Consider the following 16,674-nt stretch of genomic DNA (forward strand, 5'->3'; position numbering starts at 1 on the left):
TCGAGTAAGTGCTTTGACAACCTACCGGCCTCGAATATACCTTCATGGTGAAGCTACTTTCTCATGAAGGAGTTGTCTTGCTCCCCGACCCGTTCGCCGCGACGACCCGCGGTATCACCGAGCCCGACCCCGTCCGCCCCGCGCTGCGCGCCGCCGGTCCCCTCGTCGAAGTGGCCGCGCCGTCGGGCGGCAAGGCGTGGATCGTGACCGACGAGAAGCTGGCCCGAGAGGTCCTGTCGGACCCGCGTATCGCCAAGGATCCCGCGCTGGCCCCCGAGAACTGGACCGGACTCGAACAGACCGCCGCCGAACAGCCGTCCCTCACCACGCTGGACGGCCCGGACCACACCGGCCTGCGGCGAGCGCACGCTCCACTCCTGAGCGCCAAACGGATCCAGGCGCAGTCGGACCGGATCCACCACATCGCGCGTGTCCTGCTGACGAACCTCGGCGGCGGAACCGTCGACCTCATGGACGGCTTCTCCACCCGCTTCCCGCTCACCGTGCTGCTGGATCTGCTCGGTATCCCGCTCCACCTGCTCGACGCGGCCGTCGACGCCTGCCGCCGCATGTCCGACCCCGAGCCGGGCGCGCAGGGCAAGGCCATCGCCGCGCTCGCGGACCTCGCCGCCGCGGGACTGACGCCGAACCGGACCGGGCTCGCGACGGAACTGCGCGACAACCTCCCGCCCGGGACGTCCGAGAACGACCTGCGGTATCACCTGTTCGGATTGATCTTCGCCGGGCAGCTGACCACCGACGCGTCGATCGGCTTCCTGATCGCGCGGCTCCTCGACGGCGACACCACCCCCGAGGGCCACCTGGTCCGCGAAACCCTCCGGGTGCATCCGCCCGCGCCGTTCACCCTCTGGCGGTTCACCACCACGGAGATCGACCTCGCCGGGATCCGGCTTCCCGCCGGGGCCCCGGTGCTCGTCGACATCCAGGGCATCAACACCGATCCGGCCAGGGAACCGGGCCCGGACCTGACTTTCGGCGCGGGTCCGCATTTCTGCGTCGGCGCCCAGCTCGCGCAGCTCGAACTGCGGGCGGTGGCGACGGTCCTGCGCGCGGACTTCCCCCGGGCCCGGCTCGCCGTGCCCTACGCCGAACTCCGGCAGACGTTCCTCGGCGGCATCCAGGGCACGCGGCTCACCGGCCTGCCGGTGCTCCTGCACGGATGAAGACGGGCCGGGGAGCGGAAATCCGCTGCCCCGGCCCGGAAGGGTCCGCTACTTCTTGAACGTGTCGCGGAGCTTGTCCGCGGCGTCGCCGACGGCGTCCTTCACGTTTTCGACGGCGCCCTTGAGACCGGCCTTCGCCTGGTCCGCCTGGCCTTCCGCGCGCAGGTCCTCGTTGCCGGTGGCGTCACCGGCGGTCTCCTTGGCCTTACCGCCGAGCTCTTCGGCCTTGTTGCTGATCTTGTCGCCCAACGACATCGGGTCCTCCTCCGTCCGTGGCGCCCGGATCGTGCGCCGTACAAGGGAAGGACAACCCAAGATCGGGATTCGTCATGCGCACGGACGGGTGATCACGCTCACGCCGTGCGCCAGGATCAGCCCGACCAGCCGCTCAACCGCGACAAAAGCCGTTCCAGGACCTCGGGATCGGCGCCGACGGGCTCACCGGAAACGGGTTCGTCCACCAGGGTCCGGCGGTCGCCCCGCCGCGGCAACTGCACCTGTCCGGCGGACAGGCCACCGGGCAGCGGCAGCTCGCACCAGGTGGTCACGCCACCGGTCTCGCCCGGCGCCACGCCGGTCCGCTCACCGGGCGCGGGCGTCGGCGCGGGGAGCCCGGCCAGCTCGTGGTCGACCTCGATGACCAGCACGTCCGACCGCAGCCGCAATCTCAGCGTCAGGAACGGCGGCTCCTTCGGATCGGCCGCGTCGACGAGCGCGCCCACCAGTCTGGCGGCGGCGGTCTTCGCCTGATCGAGCAACGGCCGCAAGGACCAATCCGACAAGATGAGACGGACGAAGAGCTCGGAGCACAAAACGGCATTCGGTTGTGCCACCAGCCGGAGATCGTCCACCTGGGAGGTGCGCGCGCTCAAACCAAGGCCTTCCTCGTCGACGTGCGAGCGTGCATCATGCCACTCCATCCGGTGACGGCGTCAGGCCGCCTCGCCCAAGCCTTTGGTCCAGCGGAGTGACACGGCTTTGGTCCTGTTCATCGGACCAAAGGGCGCGCAGAGTGGTCGGCGTGAGCATCGCCTTCCTGATCACCACGCTGGTCGTGGTCGCCACGCCCGGCACCGGCGTGGTCTACACCTTGTCCGCCGGGCTGGCCCGCGGGAGACGCGCGAGCGTCATCGCCGCGACCGCCTGCACCCTCGGGATCATCCCGCACATGGTCGCCGCGATCACCGGCCTCGCGGCGCTGCTGCACGCGAGCGCGGTGGCGTTCGAAATCATCAAATACCTCGGAGTGGCCTACCTGCTCTACATGGCGTGGGCGACGCTGAAGGACCGGGAAGCGATCGTCGTCGAAGGCGATCCCGAGTCCAAGTCGGCGCTGCGGACGATCACCTCCGGCGTGCTGATCAACGTCCTGAACCCGAAGCTGACGCTGTTCTTCTTCGCGTTCCTGCCCCAGTTCGTCCCGGCGGGCGAACCCGGTTCCGTCCCCCGGATGCTGCTGCTGAGCGGGGTGTTCATGCTGGCGACGTTCGTGGTGTTCAGCCTGTACGGCGTCCTCGCCGCCGGCGTGCGCCACCACGTGATCTCCCGGCCGCGCGTCCTCGCCTGGATGCGGCGGATCTTCGCCGGTTCCTTCGCCGCGCTCGGCGCCAAACTCGCGTTCACCACCCAGTAGACAGGTCTCGTATGCGACTCCAGCACCATCCCGACGTCCGCGCCGAGCACCCCGGCCTCGCCGTCGGCACACTCCAGGCCACCGGTATCACCCCGGAACTGCCCGTCGACCTCGACAAGTTCATCGCGCGGGCGACGCGACGGCTCGCGGACGGCCCGGAATCGGAGTTCCCCGAGATCCAGGCCTGGCGCCGGGCGTTCGCCAAGATGGGCCTGAAGCCGACGCAGTACCGCTGCGCGTCGGAGTCCCTGCTGCGCCGGCTGCGGAAAGAGGGCGTGCTCCCCCGGATCCACCCGGTGATCGACCTCTGCAACGCGATTTCGGTCGCCTACGCCATCCCGGTCGCGGTGCTCGACGTCGCGAAGATCAGCGGCTCGCTCGAAGTGCGCCACGCTCGGGGCGACGAGAAATACGTGACCTTCGCGGGCACTGTCGAGCATCCGAACCCGGGCGAGGTGATCTTCGCCGACGAAGACGGTCAGGCCCACGCTCGGCGGTGGACGAACCGGCAGAGCGGGCACTCCGCGGTCTCCGCCACGACGTCCGACGTGCTGATCGTTTCGGAGGGGCTGCACGCGACGGCCGCCGAGGACGTCCGGCTGCTGATCGAGGCCATCGCGGGCGAACTCGCGGGATTCACGAAGCCTTGAGCGCCTTTTCCAGCTTGGCGCGCGTCATCTTCGAGCGTCCCTTGATGTCGCGCTCCCGCGCCAGCTTGTCCAGGTCCGCCTTCGACAACGAGGAGAGGTCCTTCTTCTTGGCCTTCCCGCTCTCCACGCTCTTCGAAAGCGCCTCGAACAGGTCGACGACCTTCGTCGGCTCACCCGGTTCGGTGGCGGGCGTGATGGTCTTGCCCTTCTTCTTGGCCTTGATCAGCTTCCGCACGCGATCGGTGTAGGTGTCGCGGTACTCCTCGGGCCGCCAGTCGTCGCTCATCGCGTCGATCAGGTTGACGGCCATGTCGAGTTCTTTGCCGCGCGCCTTGGCCTTGGCGGGCAGGTCCGGCAGCTGTTCGGCGGGATCCCGCAGGTCGGCGGCGAAGTGCAGGGTGTTGAGCACCATGACACCCGCACCCGACCGGACGAGCGCCAGGTACTCGCGGCCGCGCATGACGAACTTCGCGATCCCGGCCCTGCCCGACGAACGCATCGCTTCGAGCAGCAGCGCGTACGGACGTTCGAACTCCTCTTTCGCGGGCGCGAGCCAGTACGTCTTGTCGAAGAACATCGGGTCGATGGCGTCCAGCTCGACGAAGCTCTCGATGTCGAGCGACTTCGACCGGCCTGGGGCGATCTCGTCGAGTTCGTCGGATTCGACGACCACGTACTCGCCACTGTCGAGCTCGTAACCCTTGACGATGTCGTCGTAGTCGACTTCCTTGCCGGTGCGCTCGTTCACGCGGCGGTACCGGATGCGGTCCTCGGTGCCGCGCTGGAACTGGCGGAAATGCACCGTGTGGTCCTCGACCGCGCTGTACAGCCGGACCGGGACCGTCACCAGACCGAGCGAAAGCGAACCACTCCAGACCGGGCGCATGGGCGCACTCCTCTCCTCCACCCCGCTGATACCCGGAATGGCGGCCGATCACACCTGGTCAGAGGCTGAACGCGGCACCACCGGCTCACACCGGACAGCACAAAAAGGGGGCTACCAGGGCGGTTGGCCACCCCCAGTACGAAGGCCAACCGCCGCGGAGCCCCTACGCGGTTCGGCGCGCTGCCCCGTCGCGCCGATCCGCCAGCTGATGTCTTCAGCTTTCCAAGGCCCTGCATCGGAATTACATCGGCTCGCCACTGGCTGGTATCCGCGCAGTTCAGGGGCTGCCGGGCGTAGAATCAGACCGGTTTCGAAGCAGGAACCCGCCCGCCTGTTAGGCCGAATGCAGCAAGGCGAACCCGCGCTGATCCGGCTGGAGTGGGTTAGGGTGCCGGACACCTGGCGAACGGACTGGGAGGTAGTGCGTGAGCACGCTCACGGTCTCGGACGACATAGTCGCATATGACCGCCGATCGTTTATCTGAATCGGCGGGATCGCCCGAGACGGCCGGCGATCCGAGACACCCCGGCCAGCGATCCCAGCTCAGTTTCTCCGTACTCGGCCCGCTCGAAGCCGAGGTCGACGGCGTCCCCGTCCGGCTGGGCGGACGCCGTGAACAGCGCCTCCTCGCCTCCCTGCTGATCAACGCGGGCAGGCTGGTCCCGGTGTCGTACCTGATCGGCACGATGTGGCCGGAAAGGCCGCCGAAAACCGCGGTCCGCCAGGTCAGCAACGCGATCGCGCGACTGCGGCACGATCTCGGCGTGGCGCGGTCCGCGGTGGTCACCACCGGCTCCGCCTACCGTGTCGTGATCAGCAGCGCCTCGCTCGACTCGGCCCGGTTCGAAGCGGACTACCGCCAGGGCGCCGAACTCCTGGCCGCCGGGCTGCTCTCCCAAGCCGCGGTCAAACTCGCGGAGGCGATCGCGCTCTGGCGTGGCCCGGCCTTCGACGGTCTCGAGGGCGATGCCATCGAGCAGACGGCTCGACGGCTCGACGAAGAACGCCTCGCCGCCTGTGAACTCCTGATCGGCGCCAGGCTCCGGCTCGGCGAGACCGAAGCGGCGGCCCGCGAGGCGTTCGATCTCGCCGCCTGGCATCCCACCCGGGAAACCCTCCAGGTCCTCACCATGCTGGCGCTCTACCGGGCGGGCCGCGGCGCCGACGCGCTCCGCGCTTTCGACCGGACCAGGACCGCGCTCGCCGAGGAACTGGGCGTCGACCCGAGCGCCGAGCTGAGCGCGCTCCACCAGCAGATCCTGCGCACCGACGCCGAGCTGGTGGAAGACGGCGCGCTCGTCCGGTACGGCGTCGGCGGGCTCCGGGCCGGAATGGACACCGGCGGGCGACGCGAGGACGCGAACGCGCAGAAGGCGCTGTTCCCCCGCCCCGCGCAGCTTCCCGCCGACCTGCCCGCGTTCGGCGGTCGCGCGGCCGAACTGCGGACGGTCCTCGAAATCGGCCAGGACGAATCCTCGGCGGGGCCGAGGCTGATCGCGATCGACGGCATGCCCGGTGTCGGCAAGACCGCGCTGGCCGTCCACGCCGCGCACCGGCTCGCCCCGCTGTTCCCCGACGGGCAGCTCTTCGTGAACCTCGAAGGCTTCTCGCCGGCGGGTGATCCCGTCGACCCGGCGACCGCGCTGGAGGCGCTGCTGCGGTCGCTCGGCATCCAGGGTTCGGACATCCCCGCCGGGACCGGGCAGCGCGCGGCGTTGTTCCGCAGCTGCCTCGCGGGCAAACGCGTGCTCCTGGTGCTGGACAACGCCATCGGGGCCACTCAGGTCGGCCCGCTGCTGCCCGGTTCGGCGAGCTGTTGCGTGCTGATCACCAGCCGGACCCGGCTCGCGGACCTCGACGGCGCCGAACTGCTCTCCCTGGAGCCGTTCAGCCGGGCGGACGCGGTGGACCTGCTCGGCCGGATCGTCGGGCCGTCCCGGCTGAAGCGGGAATCCCCCGACGCGGCCGACAGGGTCGCGAGCCTGTGCGGCGATCTCCCGCTCGCGCTCGCCGTCACGGCGAGCCGGCTGCGGGCGCGAGCGTCCTGGACGCTCGACTTCGTCGCCCGGCAGCTGCGCGACGAACGGAACCGGTTCGGCGAGCTCACCGCCGGGGAACGCGACGTCGCGGGCGCGTTCCGAGTGTCCTATCTGAACTTGACCGAAGCCGAACGCCGGGTGTTCCGGCGGTTGAGCCATCATCCCGGCGCCGCGTTCGATCTCCACTCGACGGCGGCCTTGGCGGAAGTGGACCTCGGCGAGGCCCGCCGCCTCGCCGAACGCCTCGTCGACGTGAACCTGCTGCGGCAGCCGTCGATGGACCGGTACGAGATGCACGACCTCCTCCGCAGCTACGGCCGGGAACTCCTGCTCGCGGAGGAACCCGAACACCAGCGTGAAGCGATGATGCGGCGGCTGTTCGACTACTACCGCAGCACCGTCGCGGCCGCGATGGACTTCATCGACCCGGATTCCGAAGAGGAGCCGGGCGGCCTCGAAGTCCCGAAGAGCGAGTTCGGACAGTCCTTCGCGGACTACGACCAGGCCGCGCACTGGATGGACGCCCAGTGGCAGAACGTCCTGCCGGTGGCCGTCGCGATGAACAACCACCAGCACTACTCGGACCTCGTGCCCTTCTGCTCGGCGGTGTGGCGTTACTTCGACAACCGCGGCTATTACCGCCAGGCCAGGGAGCTGGAGACCCTCGCCCTGTCCGCCGCGCGGGTGACCGGGAACGTGGTCCTCGAGTACCAGGCCCTGCACATGTACGCGCTGACCCTGTGGCGGCTCAACGAGTTCACCGAAGCGAACCGGCTGTTCAACGAGGTGTTCGAACTGGCCTCGACCACCGGCGACGTCCGGATGCAGTGCCGGGCGAGGGGCAATTCGGGCGTCACCCACTGGCTCAAGGGCGAGTCGGACGAGGCGATCGAACACCTCGGCTGGGTACGCGAGACCGCCCATGCCCACGGCAGCGTGCTCATCGAAGCCCGCGCCAGGCACCGCATCGGGCTGATCCACACCGAGAACAGGCGATATCCGGAAGCCGCCGCGGAACTCGACCAGGCACTCAGACTGGCACACGAGAACGAATCGCCCGATCTCGAGGCGGAATGCTTTCTGGCGCTCGGGATCAATTCGCGCGAACTCGGCGACGCCGCACTCGCGGTCGGCCAGTTCACCACCGCGGTCGAAGTGCTCGAATCGACCGGGAATCGCAGCATGCTCCCCATCGCCCACAAGGAGATGGCGACTGCTTTCGACATTCTCGGTAAGCATCTGAATGCGGAACGTCATCGACGGTTCGCTTTGCGGTTGTACACCGATCTCGGCGTTTCGGAGTCCCCCGAGGTGCACGAACTCAAACAGCACTTGGCTGATTACTCGGCGTAATTTGCCGTTCCTCTCCGGTACTCTGTTGGCGTAGGTATATTCACTTGACCGGAGTAACCGCTCACGGAGAGGATCGGGCGCATGCACGATGATGACGACGACGAGTTCTTGTACGAGCTTGAAGCCGAGTACAAGGCACAGAGCACCTGGGGCGGGTTCGAGCCGCCGCCGAACGGCGGGCCTCCTTTCCGTTCGCGACGCTGAATGACCTGACGTATTCGGTAAGTATTACTGGGGACTGGGGCGCAAGACATTCGATGCTGGTAAGGGTTTCCACTTGCGGAACGCTCTATTGGTCCGATGGTGACGTCGTCTGGGACGACCACCTGGGGCACCGCCAGCTCAAACTCGCCGAAGGAACCGAACGCGTCCTGCGATGGTTCAGTTCTTGGCGAGAACCGGAATCGATCCGCGAAGCGGGCGAAAACCCCGAGACCGGGGAAAGACTCGTGCGAATCGCGCGGGCGATGATCCGGTACGACGTGCTGGTGGTCAAAGGTTCTTCCCGTCAGCAGCGAGAAGAAGAGATCCTTCGGGATTGGGGTCCTTGGGGAACGTCCGCGCGGGCGTTTCACTTCGGCACCCGGTCCTTGCGTGAGACCGAGTTCACGACCAGCGAAACGACCGCGAGAACCTTGCTGGAGAAGGCGAAGGCGAGTCCTCCGCCTTCTCCGGTGAGGCCATCGGGCGAGTACGAAGCGATATCGCTGCCCGAACCCTCGCCGGAACCACTGAACGCGATCGGGCTCGGCGACGCGCTGAACCAGCGCAGAAGCACCCGCGAGTTCGGCGAAGAACCCTTGCGGCTAAGGGATTTGAGCGCGCTCCTTACCGCAGCCCGGCCGACAAGGCCGGAAACGCATCCCGACATCCCGGCCACCGGCAACGTCTTCAAGACGAGCCCGTCGGGCGGAGCGAGGCATCCGACGGAGGTGTACGTCTACGCGAGGAACGTCGAGGGCCTGGATCGGGGGATCTACCACTACGACGGATTCCGGCACGGGCTCACCCCACTGGACGGCAAGATCGACGACGACGAACTCGTCGCGCTCGCCGGCGACCAGCACTGGACCGGGAACGCCGGCGCGCTGCTGATCTACACCAGCGTCATCGAACGGAACCAGTGGAAGTACCCGGTGAGCCGGACTTATCGAGTGCTGCTGATGGACGTCGGACATCTCAGCCAGACCGTGTACCTGCTGGCGACCGCACTCGGGCTGAACGTCACCTTCACCGCGGCACTTCGCGACGAACTGGTCGAGGACCTCCTCGGCTGCGACCCGGCGAACGAACTGGTGCTCGGCATGTCGGTGGTCGGCACCCGCTTGTGAGGTTTGCGCCCTGTCGGTCGCGCTGCTTGTGGTCGTTTTTTGGCGATGGCTTTGTTGAGGGTGGTTGGGTGCGGCGTCGGGTCGTGGCGACGCCAGTCGCCTCCACACCTTCGCGCGGAAGGCTCCGCTCATGGCCAAGCCGTAGCCACTCAGCGGCAACGGCCCGGAACGGCGACCGAAGACGGTTGCCAGCCACCACTACGCGGCCCGCGGAGGCTCGCACCCAAGACCAGGCCGTAGCCGTTTCTCGGCAATGGCGCCGGGTCGCCAGGGTGCGGCGTCGGGTTGTGACAATGCCAGTCGCCACTGCGGAGCTTCGACTGACGGCTCTACTAGGGCAGGACATAGCCACTCAGCGGCAAACGACCGGAACGGCGGCGGTTCACCGACCAATGGCACGTCCGCCAGTCACCACCACGCGGTCCCACGGAGGCTCATACTCCACCAGGCCGTAGCCACTTTTCGGCAATGGTGCCGAGTCGGGTCGCCGCCGGAAGGGAGCCTCTACCCAAGCCTCAGGCATAGCCGTTTCGCGGCGACGGCTCAGAACGGCGGTGGTTCGTCAGCCGGGCGGGGTTCGTGCAGCGGTGGCGGCGCACTGTCATAGGACTGCCCAGTAGGCGTGGTGATCGTCAAGGTGCCATCAGCCGCGAGCCGGTAGATCCACCCAGGCTCATCCTTCAGCCGGTGATCACGACGGCACAGGTCGATGAGGTCGGAGGCATCGGTATGCCCGCCGAACTCCCATGGCACCGAGTGGTCGAGATCGCAGGCCTGCGCGGGACGGTGACATCCCGGTCTTCGGCACTCACGATCCCGCACCCGAACAAACTCACCCTGGCCCGCCGACGGCCGATACCGATCCCGACCCAAATCCAGCACCTGCCCGGACAACGGATCAGTGATGATCCGCCGCAGCACCGTCTCCGACCCAGCCGCGATCTCCCGCGCCAGCGAGGCAGGAATGTGCCCATGCCCCGCCAGCTCCGCAGGATCATCCTTCACCCCCAGATACGTGAACAAATCCATGTACAGAAACACTTCCGCCCGTTCGGCCTTGCCACCCCGACCACCCAACAGCAAATCGAGCGCCACATCCGCACGGAGCTGATCCAGAGTGCGGGTTTCGTCCCCGGTCTTGAGTGCCCGAGCCTCCCGGTCGATCCGTATATAAGCGGCGGTCACCTTCTCCACCGGGCCGTCCTCGACCTCGATCGACGCCACCCCCGTCTCACCGTGCCGCATCGTCAACCGGCGCCCGCCGCGATGCCGCTCGGCACGCCTGCCCGCACCCTCACGGTCCACCGTGATCGCCGCATGACCCGCAGCCTTCCGGATCTGATCCGAATTCTTCCCCGGCAACCGATCCTCCAACAACGCATCGGCAGCGAGAGCGTCCTCGTCGGATAGCCACGCCGTCGCCGCCGCGACTTTCATCGCCCCGAAACCACTCACCTTCCCCTGGTCCATCAAACCCAGAGTCCGGGGCAGCCGAGTGGTCAACGCCTCCGCCGCGGCGACCATCGCACCCGCATGACCGTCCACAACAGACAACGCGAAAGCAACCTCCTGCACCACACTCCGCGCACCCTCACGATGCCGAGACAACTGAGCCAACGCCCGAAACCGCACCGCATCCAACCGTGCGATATCAGCCGACACAGCCTGCGCCAACGCCACACACTCCTCATCACCCAACGTGCGAGGATCAGGAATGTCCTTCAAGGGAGCCACAAAGGCTTCAGCAGTAACCACGATCAAGAACCTACAACCGGCCACCGACAATTCCGGAACCGGAAGCACCGAGCAACGGCTCCTCAAAGCACCCCACAAGCCAAGAACTGCGGCACCGCAACAAAACCCCCACCCGAAACCTGCTTCCCCAACCAAATCTCCCCCTCCTCAAAGGAAACTGCCCCCATCCCAACAGCCACCTCCGCCAAACCGCGAACAAAAGCCTCCCCGCCAAGGAATCCGACAACCCCTTCCACCGAAACCTCGCGAAACCCGCTCCCCACGAGCAACCTCCGAAACCCACGCGCCGCCCGGGGCGCGGCGATCGCCGAAGCACGGGCCCGCACGATCTCCCGGGTCAGCGCCGGATGAACGGAATCGATCACCAGCGCCTCCCAGTCGTGCCCGGACAGCACGATCCGCCCACCCGGAACCAGAACCCGCCGCGCCTCCGCGAGAGCGCGCTCCGGCTCCGCCAGTTCGTGGAACACCTTGTCCGCCCGGTATCCCGCGAACCCGCCGTCCACGGGCAGCGCGTAAGCGTCTCCGACCCGAAAGTCCCCCTCAGGAGACCGCCGTCGAGCCTCCTCGACCATCTCGGGAGAAAGGTCGACACCGACGGCGCGGAATCCTCGCGAAGACAGCTCGGACACGGCCAGTCCGGCGCCGCAGCCGACGTCGATCACCGCGGAGCCGGGCTCGAGCCGGAGCAGTTCGTAGGTCCGGGCCCGCAGTTCGGCGGCTCCCGGCAGGGCATCGGCGGCATCGAGCCGCTGCAGCATGGACATAGCCGTGATCGTCCGACTTAATGACGACATGAAGTCAAGCACCTTGAGCGTCGGCGAGGTCGCGGAGCGCTTCGGCCTGGCGACGCATGTCCTGCGCCATTGGGAATCCGTCGGCCTCCTCAAGCCCGCGCGGGACGGCGACAGGCGTCGATATGACGACGCCGATTTGTCCCGGATAGCGGTCATCGTGCGCTCGAAGGAGGCGGGACTCAGCCTCGACGGCATCCGCGAGATGTTTCAGGAGCCCGGAGCGCGGGACGAGGTTCTCAGGCGTCACAAGGAAGAACTCACGCGACGCATCGCGGCCGCGCAGGCTTCGCTCGCGATCATCGACTGTGCCCTCGGGTGCGAGCACGAGGATTTCACCCAGTGCGCGCACTTCCGGGCGGCGGTGGCGCGGGCCGGCTGACCCGCGCCACCGTCTTACTCAGCCGAGCAGTGCCCGCATCTCGGTGATCTCGGCCTGCTGACCGTCGATCACCTTCTGTGCCAAGGCTTTGACCTCGACGTCGCTGCCCTGCTGCAGCGCGGTCTTCGCCATCGCGAGCGCACCCTCGTGATGCTTGACCATCATTTCCAGCCACTGCTTGTCGAAGGCTGCGTCCTTGGCTTTGCCGAGTTTCGCCAGATCGTCATCGGCCATCATGCCGTGCCCGGAGTGCCCGCCCGAAGGCGTCGCTCCCCAGCCTTTCAGCAATCCGTTCAACTGCTGGATCTCCGGGTCCTGCGCCTTCTGGATCCTCGCGGCGAGATCGACGACCTTCGCGTTGCGAGTACGTCCGTCGACGAGTTTCGCCATCGCGAGCGCCTGTTCGTGGTGCGGGATCATCCCTTGCGCGAAGGCGACGTCGGCCTCGTTGTGCCCCGCCTGCTGCGGGTTCGGCACGTTCATCGTGGACATGGCGTGCCCATTGGAGGCGGTGTCGGAACTGGCGCATCCGGTGAGCACGACGAAGGAGGCCAGGGCGGCGAGCGCCGCCCCGACCAGTTTCCCGCTGGTCATGGTTTCTTCCTCAAAGTAAGTGTCGGGCAGGGCGAGACGTGCTCGCCTGTCACACCCGCAGCACGCAGAGGAAGGACAATCGCCGGAGAACCGGTCTCCAGCGCGGCGGATCACGCCCAGGCGCCGAACCGCCACCCTGCCGCGAACTCCACGTCACCCTGGTCCGTCCACTTCGGACGAGCAGCCAGGTGACGATCATCAGCACGGCCGCGGCGAGCACCGCGAGACACAGGTGCAGTCCACTGTGTCCACCGTCGTCGTGCGAAGGCGTGTCCTCGCAACAGGGATCCGCCATCGCGACGGCGGAGTGCCCCGCGCCGTGACCGGTCTCGGCGATGACGTGATGCATGCCGACCAGTCCCAGCGCCACCACGCACAACAACAGCCACCGCAGGGCGGCCGGGTACGAGGACTGGGTCACGACCCCACCGTAGCCGGATTCAGCGCGCCGCCGGCCGGTGGGGTTTCCCCGCCGAATGCAGCGCGGGGATGTCGCGGTCGATGTGATCGGCGTGGAACAACGCCTGCGCGAGCAGCCCGCGGACGTGGTCGTTGGCCGCCGAGTAGTAGACGAACGTCCCCTCGCGACGCCCCTTGACCAGCCCGGCGAGCCGCAGTTTCGCGAGATGCTGGCTGACCGCCGTCGGCGCCGCGCCCGCCAGTTCCGCGAGACAGGCGACCGAGGACTCGCCCTGCAGAAGCGCCCAGAGGACCTTGATCCGAGTCGGATCGGCGAGCAGCCGGAACGTCTCCGCGGCCAGGTGGACCTGTTCCTCGGTGGGCATCTCGAAATCCGGAACCGACTCGTGCATCCCCGGAGGATACCCGTTACCCTTCTACCTGCGTATCTGCATGACTGCGCAGATAACATGACAGTGAGGCGGGGAAATGACCGGGCACGGACACAGTCATGGCCACAAGCCGGGGAAGAGCCGTCTCCGCCATCTGCTGACCCCGCACAGCCACGACAGCGCCGACCGCGTCGACACCGCGCTGGAGACCAGCAAACGTGGTGTCCGGACGCTGATCTGGTCGTTCGCCGCCCTGTTCGTCACCGCCGTCGCCCAGCTCGCGCTCGTGCTGGTCACCGGTTCGGTGGCGTTGCTCGGCGACACGATCCACAACTTCGCCGACGCGCTGACCGCGGTCCCGCTCGGCATCGCCTTCCTGCTCGGCCGCCGCGCGGCCACCCGCCGCTACACCTACGGGCTCGGGCGGGCCGAAGACCTCGCCGGTGTGCTCGTCGTCCTGCTCATCGCCGCCTCGGCCTTCCTCGCCGGGTACGAGTCGATCGAGCGACTGCTCGACCCGCGTCCGGTCCGGCATCTGTGGGTGGTCGCCGCGGCGGGGATCATCGGCTTCGCGGGCAACGAACTCGTGGCCAGGTACCGGATCACCGTCGGCCGCGAGATCGGGTCCGCCGCGCTGGTCGCCGACGGGCTGCACGCGCGGACGGACGGCTTCACGTCACTCGCGGTCGTGCTCGGCGCCATCGGGGTCGCCTTCGGTTTCCCGCTGGCCGACCCGATCATCGGCCTCGCCATCACGGTCGCGATCCTGTTCGTCCTGCGTGACGCCGCCAGGGAGGTCTTCCGCCGCCTGATGGACGCCGTCGACCCCGCCGACGTCGATCGCGCCGAACGCGCGGCCGCCGAGGTGCCCGGCGTCCTCGGCACGAGGGATCTGCGGATGCGCTGGATCGGCCACAGCCTGCGCGCGGAGCTGGCGGTTTCGGTCGGGGCGGAACTCACCGTCACCGAGGCGTATCACCTCGCCCATCACGTCGAGCGACGCCTGCGCCAAGTGCTGCCGCGGCTCGCGGAAGCGGTCGTGCACACAGAACCGGCGCACGCTCATGAGATCGTCAGCGGGTGACGCTGTCCGACAACGACATCCGCGCCGTCCGCGCCCGCGCGCAACGGCTCGATTCCCCCGCCGGCGACCTGCTCGCCGTGACCCGGTCCCTCGCCGCCATCCAAGCGCAGTCGAGTCCCGCCGCCAGGCTCGCGGTCCGGGCCCGCAGCCGGGGCCTGATCGCGCCGGACGTCGACGCGTCCCGCGAAGTGGCGCGCACCTGGCTGATGCGCAAGACGCTCCACCTGGTCCCGGCGGCGGATCTCCGCTGGCTGAACCGGCTGTTCGGCCCGCGCAACGCCCAGTCCGGCCAGGGACGCCGAACGCAACTGGGCCTCACCGGCGAACTCTGCGAGCGCGCGCTGAAACACCTCCAGGATCTCTTGCGGGGCAAGGCACTCACCCGCCGGGAGATCCTGGACGGCTTGGCGTCCGAAGGCATCGCGCTCGACGCGAAATCCCAGGCGCCCGCCCACCTCCTGGCGTACGCGGCCAACCGCGGTTTGCTCTGCCGGGGCCAGGACGCCGGATCGGAACCGACGTACGTGCTCCTCGACGAGTGGATCACCGAGGACGACACCCCGGACGACCCGCGGGCGGAACTCGCCCGCCGGTACCTGACCGCGTACGGCATCGCGACGGCCGAGGACTTCGGCGCCTGGTCCGGGTTCCCGCTCGGGCTCTGCCGCGAGGCTTTCGGCGCGCTGGATCTCGTGCCCTCCGGCAGTGGCTTCGCCCTCGCGGAGACCGATCTGACCGCTCCCCCGTGTCCCCCGCGCCTGCTCGGCGCCTTCGACACGTATCTGCTGGGCTACCGCGACCGCGATCTGCTGCTCGACCCGGCCGATGCGAAGCGCGTCAACTCCGGCGGCGGGATGATCGCGCCCACCGTGCTCGTCGACGGCCGGATCGCCGGAACCTGGCACGCCGAACGGAGCGCGAAGCGGACGAAGGTCGTCATCGAACCCTTCGCCACGCTTTCGCGGTCCGCCGTCACCGGACTGGAATCCGAAGTGGACGATTACGGCCGTTTCCTCGGGGAAGCGGCCGTAATCGTCATTTGAGCGACCGGAAGAACTCCCGCACGTCCGCGACCAGGATCTCGGGCTCCTCCAGCGCCGCGAAGTGCCCGCCGCGATCGACGTCGGTCCACCGCACGATCGTGTGCGCGTCCTCCGAGTACCGCCGGATCCCGACGTCGTGCGCGAAGATCAGCGCCGCCGTCGGCACGCCGGAGTTCTTCTCGACCGCTCCCCAGGTTTCCGCCTGCGCGTACCCGACGTACGCGGACGAAGCGGCCGTGCCGGTGAGCCAGGTGAACATGACGTTGGTCAGCAACCGGTCCCTGCCGATGATCTCCTCCGGCAGCGTCGGGCGCGGATGCGTCCACTCGCGGAACTTGTCCATGATCCAGGCCAGCTGCGCGACCGGGGAGTCGATCAGCCCGTAGCCCAAGGTCTGTGGCCGCGTCGACTGGATCGAGATGTACCCGAACTCCTCCTGCATGAAGGCCTCGATCCGCTTGATCCGATCGCGTTCGATGTCGGTGAGCGAGGCGAGTTCCTCTTCCGGCAACGACATCGGGGGCATCGGCGTCAGCCCGCCGTTGACGTGCACTCCGATCACCTTGTCCGGCGCGACCCGGCCCACCTCCGGCGACACGGAAGCGCCGAGGTCGCCGCCCTGCACGCCGTAGCGTTCGTAGCCGAGCCTGCGCATCAGCTCGGCCCAGGCCCGGCCGATCCGCGGCATCGTCCAGCCGGAATCCGAGACAGGGCCCGAGAAACCGAAGCCGGGCAGCGACGGGATCACGAGATGGAACGCGTCCCGGCTCTCGCCGCCGTGCGCCTTCGGGTCCGTGAGCGGGCCGATGACGTCCAGGAACTCCACCACCGAACCCGGCCAGCCGTGCGTGAGGATCAGCGGTGTCGCGCCGGCTTCGGGCGAGCGGACGTGCAGGAAGTGGATGTTCTGCCCGTCGATCTCCGTCGTGAACTGCGGGAACCGGTTGATCTCGCGTTCGGCGGCGCGCCAGTCGTAGCCGTCGCGCCAGTATTCGGCGAGTCCGCGCAGCCAGGCGACCGGGACCCCGGTGTCCCAGCCGTCGCCGGGGAGCGGAGCCGGCCAGCGCGCGCTGTCGAGCTTCGCGTGCAGTTCGTCCAGCTGCTCCTGGGGGACGTCGAGGAGGAAGGGGCGGATCTCGGTGTTTTCCATGACT

18 protein-coding genes are annotated in these 16,674 nt (G+C 68.1%); 9 read left to right on the forward strand and 9 right to left on the reverse strand.

The annotated features are described in order from the left end of the window. Positions 1 to 77 precede the first annotated feature (77 nt). Positions 78 to 1,184 (forward strand): cytochrome P450, encoded by a 1,107-nt coding sequence (locus tag ACZ5IK_RS36610; RefSeq protein ID WP_465491854.1) that lies wholly within the window; start codon positions 78 to 80, stop codon positions 1,182 to 1,184. A 48-nt stretch (positions 1,185 to 1,232) separates the two neighbouring features. Here the strand turns inward: ACZ5IK_RS36610 and ACZ5IK_RS36615 are convergent, their stop codons facing one another. After that, a complete protein-coding gene (locus ACZ5IK_RS36615; RefSeq protein ID WP_101609329.1) occupies positions 1,233 to 1,439 on the reverse strand; it encodes a CsbD family protein in 207 nt (68 codons plus the stop codon). A 116-nt stretch (positions 1,440 to 1,555) separates the two neighbouring features. Continuing rightward, positions 1,556 to 2,056 carry an ATP-binding protein gene (locus ACZ5IK_RS36620; protein WP_410665400.1) on the reverse strand — a complete coding sequence of 167 codons (501 nt, stop codon included), beginning with the start codon at positions 2,054 to 2,056 and terminating at the stop codon, positions 1,556 to 1,558. A gap of 149 nt (positions 2,057 to 2,205) precedes the next feature. Here ACZ5IK_RS36620 and ACZ5IK_RS36625 point away from each other — a divergent pair, with 149 nt between their 5' ends. Further along, a complete protein-coding gene (locus ACZ5IK_RS36625) occupies positions 2,206 to 2,817 on the forward strand; it encodes a LysE family translocator (RefSeq protein ID WP_465491855.1) in 612 nt (203 codons plus the stop codon). An 11-nt stretch (positions 2,818 to 2,828) separates the two neighbouring features. Then, positions 2,829 to 3,467, forward strand: coding sequence for a B3/B4 domain-containing protein (locus ACZ5IK_RS36630; RefSeq protein ID WP_465491856.1), 639 nt, complete (start codon positions 2,829 to 2,831; stop codon positions 3,465 to 3,467). Here the strand turns inward: ACZ5IK_RS36630 and ku are convergent. After that, positions 3,454 to 4,353: a non-homologous end joining protein Ku gene (ku, locus tag ACZ5IK_RS36635; protein ID WP_101609333.1), complete on the reverse strand. Its 900-nt coding sequence runs from the start codon at positions 4,351 to 4,353 to the stop codon at positions 3,454 to 3,456. The two genes, ACZ5IK_RS36630 and ku, sit on opposite strands and share 14 nt — an antisense overlap. Before the next feature lie 462 nt (positions 4,354 to 4,815). On the opposite strand from ku, the gene ACZ5IK_RS36640 reads away from it, so the two are divergent. The 3 genes from ACZ5IK_RS36640 to ACZ5IK_RS36650 all read left to right on the forward strand — a co-directional run bounded on the left by ACZ5IK_RS36640 (position 4,816) and on the right by ACZ5IK_RS36650 (position 9,077). Further along, positions 4,816 to 7,746, forward strand: coding sequence for an AfsR/SARP family transcriptional regulator (locus ACZ5IK_RS36640; protein ID WP_465491857.1), 2,931 nt, complete (start codon positions 4,816 to 4,818; stop codon positions 7,744 to 7,746). An 81-nt stretch (positions 7,747 to 7,827) separates the two neighbouring features. Then, a complete protein-coding gene (locus ACZ5IK_RS36645; RefSeq protein ID WP_465491858.1) occupies positions 7,828 to 7,950 on the forward strand; it encodes a hypothetical protein in 123 nt (40 codons plus the stop codon). 53 nt (positions 7,951 to 8,003) lie between these two features. Next, positions 8,004 to 9,077 carry a SagB/ThcOx family dehydrogenase gene (locus ACZ5IK_RS36650; RefSeq protein ID WP_465491859.1) on the forward strand — a complete coding sequence of 358 codons (1,074 nt, stop codon included), beginning with the start codon at positions 8,004 to 8,006 and terminating at the stop codon, positions 9,075 to 9,077. 543 nt (positions 9,078 to 9,620) lie between these two features. On the opposite strand, the gene ACZ5IK_RS36655 is transcribed toward ACZ5IK_RS36650, so the two are convergent. Continuing rightward, entirely contained in the window at positions 9,621 to 10,811 is a 1,191-nt protein-coding gene (locus tag ACZ5IK_RS36655; RefSeq protein WP_465491893.1) for an HNH endonuclease signature motif containing protein, read from the reverse strand. A gap of 83 nt (positions 10,812 to 10,894) precedes the next feature. Then, positions 10,895 to 11,593: a methyltransferase domain-containing protein gene (locus ACZ5IK_RS36660; protein WP_465491860.1), complete on the reverse strand. Its 699-nt coding sequence runs from the start codon at positions 11,591 to 11,593 to the stop codon at positions 10,895 to 10,897. Between ACZ5IK_RS36660 and ACZ5IK_RS36665 the strand changes: the two genes are divergently transcribed. Continuing rightward, entirely contained in the window at positions 11,592 to 12,008 is a 417-nt protein-coding gene (locus ACZ5IK_RS36665) for a helix-turn-helix domain-containing protein (RefSeq protein WP_465491861.1), read from the forward strand. The two genes, ACZ5IK_RS36660 and ACZ5IK_RS36665, sit on opposite strands and share 2 nt — an antisense overlap. Before the next feature lie 18 nt (positions 12,009 to 12,026). Here ACZ5IK_RS36665 and ACZ5IK_RS36670 read toward each other — a convergent pair whose 3' ends face one another. Genes ACZ5IK_RS36670 through ACZ5IK_RS36680 form a run of 3 tightly spaced genes read right to left on the reverse strand, consistent with a single transcriptional unit; the run spans position 12,027 to position 13,414 of the window. After that, positions 12,027 to 12,602, reverse strand: coding sequence for a DUF305 domain-containing protein (locus ACZ5IK_RS36670; protein ID WP_465491862.1), 576 nt, complete (start codon positions 12,600 to 12,602; stop codon positions 12,027 to 12,029). 49 nt (positions 12,603 to 12,651) lie between these two features. Further along, entirely contained in the window at positions 12,652 to 13,023 is a 372-nt protein-coding gene (locus ACZ5IK_RS36675) for a DUF6153 family protein (protein ID WP_465491863.1), read from the reverse strand. Positions 13,024 to 13,042: 19 nt separating this feature from the next. Then, positions 13,043 to 13,414, reverse strand: a complete 372-nt coding sequence (locus tag ACZ5IK_RS36680; protein ID WP_007030039.1) for an ArsR/SmtB family transcription factor — start codon at positions 13,412 to 13,414, stop codon at positions 13,043 to 13,045. 76 nt (positions 13,415 to 13,490) lie between these two features. Here ACZ5IK_RS36680 and ACZ5IK_RS36685 point away from each other — a divergent pair, with 76 nt between their 5' ends. Further along, complete coding sequence (locus ACZ5IK_RS36685) at positions 13,491 to 14,477, forward strand: cation diffusion facilitator family transporter (protein WP_465491864.1); 987 nt, start codon at positions 13,491 to 13,493, stop codon at positions 14,475 to 14,477. Continuing rightward, positions 14,474 to 15,520: a winged helix DNA-binding domain-containing protein gene (locus ACZ5IK_RS36690; protein WP_465491865.1), complete on the forward strand. Its 1,047-nt coding sequence runs from the start codon at positions 14,474 to 14,476 to the stop codon at positions 15,518 to 15,520. The genes ACZ5IK_RS36685 and ACZ5IK_RS36690 overlap by 4 nt, the downstream gene beginning before the upstream one ends. On the opposite strand, the gene ACZ5IK_RS36695 is transcribed toward ACZ5IK_RS36690, so the two are convergent. Further along, the gene (locus ACZ5IK_RS36695) at positions 15,513 to 16,670 is read right to left on the reverse strand and encodes an epoxide hydrolase family protein (RefSeq protein ID WP_465491866.1); all 1,158 of its coding nucleotides are present in this window, start codon (positions 16,668 to 16,670) and stop codon (positions 15,513 to 15,515) included. The genes ACZ5IK_RS36690 and ACZ5IK_RS36695 overlap by 8 nt on opposite strands. Positions 16,671 to 16,674 lie beyond the last annotated feature (4 nt).

This window comes from Amycolatopsis sp. NPDC031561 (genome assembly GCF_055580625.1).

Excerpts from the sequence above, each read along its gene's own strand:
- ACZ5IK_RS36615 (WP_101609329.1), bottom strand. The coding sequence starts at position 1,439 with ATGTCGTTGGGCGACAAGATCAGCAACAAGGCCGAAGAGCTCGGCGGT.
- ACZ5IK_RS36630 (WP_465491856.1), top strand. The coding sequence starts at position 2,829 with ATGCGACTCCAGCACCATCCCGACGTCCGCGCCGAGCACCCCGGCCTC.
- ku (WP_101609333.1), bottom strand. The coding sequence starts at position 4,353 with ATGCGCCCGGTCTGGAGTGGTTCGCTTTCGCTCGGTCTGGTGACGGTC.
- ACZ5IK_RS36640 (WP_465491857.1), top strand. The coding sequence starts at position 4,816 with ATGACCGCCGATCGTTTATCTGAATCGGCGGGATCGCCCGAGACGGCC.
- ACZ5IK_RS36645 (WP_465491858.1), top strand. The coding sequence starts at position 7,828 with ATGCACGATGATGACGACGACGAGTTCTTGTACGAGCTTGAAGCCGAG.
- ACZ5IK_RS36650 (WP_465491859.1), top strand. The coding sequence starts at position 8,004 with ATGCTGGTAAGGGTTTCCACTTGCGGAACGCTCTATTGGTCCGATGGT.
- ACZ5IK_RS36665 (WP_465491861.1), top strand. The coding sequence starts at position 11,592 with ATGGACATAGCCGTGATCGTCCGACTTAATGACGACATGAAGTCAAGC.
- ACZ5IK_RS36660 (WP_465491860.1), bottom strand. The coding sequence starts at position 11,593 with ATGCTGCAGCGGCTCGATGCCGCCGATGCCCTGCCGGGAGCCGCCGAA.
- ACZ5IK_RS36670 (WP_465491862.1), bottom strand. The coding sequence starts at position 12,602 with ATGACCAGCGGGAAACTGGTCGGGGCGGCGCTCGCCGCCCTGGCCTCC.
- ACZ5IK_RS36680 (WP_007030039.1), bottom strand. The coding sequence starts at position 13,414 with ATGCACGAGTCGGTTCCGGATTTCGAGATGCCCACCGAGGAACAGGTC.
- ACZ5IK_RS36685 (WP_465491864.1), top strand. The coding sequence starts at position 13,491 with ATGACCGGGCACGGACACAGTCATGGCCACAAGCCGGGGAAGAGCCGT.
- ACZ5IK_RS36695 (WP_465491866.1), bottom strand. The coding sequence starts at position 16,670 with ATGGAAAACACCGAGATCCGCCCCTTCCTCCTCGACGTCCCCCAGGAG.